The organism is Pseudarthrobacter linnaei (genome assembly GCF_055412825.1).
Genome location: NZ_JBVAYX010000057.1, coordinates 1 through 3,560, shown reverse-complemented (window position 1 = coordinate 3,560; position 3,560 = coordinate 1). Strand labels below are relative to the sequence as shown.

1 protein-coding gene and 2 pseudogenes are annotated in these 3,560 nt (G+C 60.6%); 2 read left to right on the top strand and 1 reads right to left on the bottom strand.

Annotated elements, in window-relative coordinates; translation table 11 throughout:
- The first annotated feature begins 782 nt into the window (after nt 1-782).
- Nucleotides 783-2,069 carry a hypothetical protein gene (locus tag ACZYZ3_RS20360; protein WP_463965581.1) on the top strand — a complete coding sequence of 429 codons (1,287 nt, stop codon included), beginning with the start codon at nt 783-785 and terminating at the stop codon, nt 2,067-2,069.
- A gap of 332 nt (nt 2,070-2,401) precedes the next feature.
- On the opposite strand, the pseudogene ACZYZ3_RS20355 reads toward ACZYZ3_RS20360, so the two are convergent.
- Nucleotides 2,402-2,929: pseudogene (locus ACZYZ3_RS20355) on the bottom strand (transposase); the annotation flags it as partial.
- A gap of 350 nt (nt 2,930-3,279) precedes the next feature.
- On the opposite strand from ACZYZ3_RS20355, the pseudogene ACZYZ3_RS20350 reads away from it, so the two are divergent.
- Nucleotides 3,280-3,560 (top strand): annotated as a pseudogene (locus ACZYZ3_RS20350) (hypothetical protein); the annotation flags it as partial.

The window sequence follows — 3,560 nt, the reverse complement described above, 5'->3', positions numbered from 1 at the left end:
GTGGGAGAGTAGGTCACCGCCGGAACATCATTAAACGGTCGAGAGCCCCAACCACACGGTTGGGGCTCTCCCGCATTTAACCCACAAACCGTACCCCACGGTTCGTGGTGATTGCCATTGTGCGGTTGATGATCATCAGTCCCGCCAGCGCGTTCGGCTGCCAGTGCCAGCGCCAGCCAGGTCATCGATGTCGTGATGACCGGGGGGCGGAGATCCTTTTCGCGCGGCCATGACGTCGAGCCGAAAACCGGAACCACCCCGGTCCCTCCCAAAGCCTCCGTTAACGACGACCACCCTCCACTACAGGGGGTACTTAGGAAATACAGGCCTGAGAACTGAGCCGCGTTGGCGAGGCTACCCTGCCGTATTTTCCGGTCTTGTCGGGTGCAGCGATTCGATCTGGTGGCTCCTGAGTCGGTAGCTGTAGCCTTTGAGGGGGACGACCTCTGCTTGGGGGACGTTGCGACGCCAAGAGATCATAGCTAGCGAACTCGTTGGCCTTCAGGTAGCCGTCAAATGCAAGGATCCACCGCTGGACTGGTCGCCCCGAGCCAGCGCACGTTCCTGCGAGTCGGATAGTCATCGTAATGGTCTGACGATTCGCCTGCCGCGGCCGGACAGACGAGAACAATTGAGATGTTGCGGCTATAGCCTGTAATCGGAAGATTACGGCGAAATAGTACGGTCCAGTGGGCTATATTTGATGGCCGAGCACACTTGCAGTGACCAGAGCCCTACGTGGGGGTGCGGTCCTGGTGTGCATTAACAGGGAGGACATTCGATTGACAGTAACGGCCACTCGTGCAGCCATCGCCGTTCTAGTTATCGCAGCCACTTCCTTTGTTTCGTTCTTCAGGCTGCCGCAATCCGTCTGGGATACCGTATGGGCGGAAGACGGTCCTGAATTCCTTCGCCAAGCCCTCTCCGGCGGCGGGCCAAGCTCAATATTTGCCCCGTATGAAGGCTACTTGCACGTTTTGCCGCGGTTGTTGGGAGCGGTGATCGTCCGCTTCCTTCCGGTGGAAGACTTCGCTGTAGGCTTGGCCTACATCTCCTGCCTTGTCGTTGCCGTCGTTGCCTACCTGACGTTCCACTGCTCCTCCGCACTTAGCAGTAACGTGCGGGTGAGACTTGCTTGGGCGGCAATTCCGGTGCTCCTGAGCGTTGGGCCATACGAAATTCTCGGCAACACGGCAAATATCCATTGGTATCTCCTCTGGCTCACACCGTGGCTCCTACTCAAGCCGGTCCGAAGCCGACCCGAAGGCATCCTTCTGTTCTTGGCGGCTCTTCTGTCGGCGCTCACTGAAGTGATATCTGTCGTGTTCCTGCCTTTAGCACTTTTGCATATCCGGCGTAAGGCGTTCTGGCCGGCACGGGCTGGCCTGATTATCGGTGCTGGCTTCCAGATCTACACAACAGTCCTCTATCCGCGAAGCCCGAACAACGGTCATCCCTTGGACCCTATGTCGGTTTTAGTGGGCTGGTTTATCAATGTGGCCGGTGTGGTCTTCTTCGGATCGTCGCGCAATATGGGAATCAGCATTGTCAATTTCGGGGCAGGTCCGGTCATACTTGCTTTTCTTCCAATTATCGCCGCGTTAGCATATCTGTTGCTGAGAGCCCGACATGAGCAACGTCTTCTGGCGCTGCTATTCGTTACCGCGTCCTTCGGTGTATGGGCTGCCTGCCTCGTGGCAAATCCGGGCGCTCAGTTCGACTATGTCCACTTCACGGAAAGCGACTGGGCTGCGTCCATTCTGACCAGGTACTCGGCGATACCGGCGATGTTCGCTCTGGCACTGTTTCCGTTACTGGCAGATTCCATGCAGGGCACCCGGCCCCGGGCATCAGCAGGAGTCCTTGTGGCATTTGCTGTTCTTCTGGCCACTTCCTACTTTCCCACACAGGTGGCTAGAGAGCAGGGACCGTCATGGCGAGAAGGAGTGCGCACGTCGCTCGAGGCATGCGTCGGGGCGCGAGACTTCGAGACACGTCCCATTCAGGTTTCTCCCATCGGCTGGTCCCAATCGGGCGTGCTGATGCCTTGCTCCCGGCTAAGGCCCTGACATGTACGTGTAATTGTCAATATTGCGTGGGGAAGCGGTCCCGGCCTGTTGACTGGGGCCGCTTCGGTGGGTGGAGGCTCCAGGGCTGGGTTGTCCTGGTGTTCACCCTTTTGTGGGCCGGCATGTCCTGTCTGGAAGTGTCCAGCGTGCCGTTGGCGACGGCGCGGTCACTCTGATATACGCGGGGTGGTTACCGCAGGACGATGTGGTCGGCTGGAGATTACCGCGGGTCTAGAGTCGAGCGTGGCCCTGTAGTTGGCTGCTCATAGGGCTGGCGCGGGTTTGCTCCACGCGCTGCAACGAACAGTTCCGTCGGAGCGTGCCGGCACGTTTTATCTGGCCAGGGTTGTGTGGTTCTGGCCGTGGTCGGCGGGCATAGTCGCCAGCGACCAGCACCAGCGGGCCAGTTCCCGGGCGATCGCAACGTTCGCGATCACGGGGCGCTTTTTGTGTTCGAGATAGACCAGCCAGCGTTCGTGTAGCCGCCGGTTTCCGGCGTTTCCCCGGGCCTGGGCGGCGGACGGGGCCTGCGCCCATCGTTGCCGCATGAGGCTGGACGGGTGTGGATAGGGTTGGCGGTGGTGCCAGGCGGCCTCAACCAGCAGCCTGCGGGCGTGGCCGTTGCCTGTCTTGGTGATCGAGCCCTGGGATCGTGTCTGTCCAGAGGAATGCTCGGAAGGGACCAGCCCGAGGTAGGCGCCAATGCTCTGGCCCGTGAAGCGGTGCCAGTTGCCGATTTCCACGGCCAGGCCGAAGCCGGTCAGCGTGGAGACCCCGCGCAGGCACTCGAGGTTCCTGACGACGGGGGTGTACTGGCTGTTGTAGGCAAGTTCCTTGATCGCCGCGTCGAGACGGTCCCGGCTCCCGAGGCGAATTCCAAGGCCTGCACAACATCCGGTTTGAAGTTGTTGTTTGAGGCGCTTGATGCAAGGTGACTGATTACAGGTCGGTTGTTCGCATGATCAGTGCCGTCCGGACGTCGGCATGACACTCATCCGGGAATTCACTTCCGCACGAACCTTGAGGAGCCGGCTTGTCACCGGGAGGGTCGAAACAGTCCCTGCCGTTAGCCGGGCGGAAGGGACTCGCCTAGAATTGGATGAGATGTACGGACTTCGAAGCGCTTGATTTCGGGTTGCGTAGGAACGAAACACGGAACAGAGCGGCTGCGATTGCGCCAGTGGTCAGCTCATAACAGGAGGAATCCAGCATGGCTGAGCACAACGACGGTAATCGCGGCGGCAATGACCGCGGCAACTTTGGCGGCGGACGCACTTCGGGCGGCGGTGGATTCCGTAGCACCAACAACTCCGGCGGCGATCCCCGCGGCTACCGTTCCCGGGATGACCGGGGCGCCCAGGGGGACCGTCCTTCCTCCAACGACCGTGACCGCAAACCCTACAGTGGCGGCGGTGCCGGTGACCGGAAGCCGCCCTACAGCGGCGGCGGCGACCGTGACCGCAAGCCCTACGGTGATCGTGCCCCGCGCGA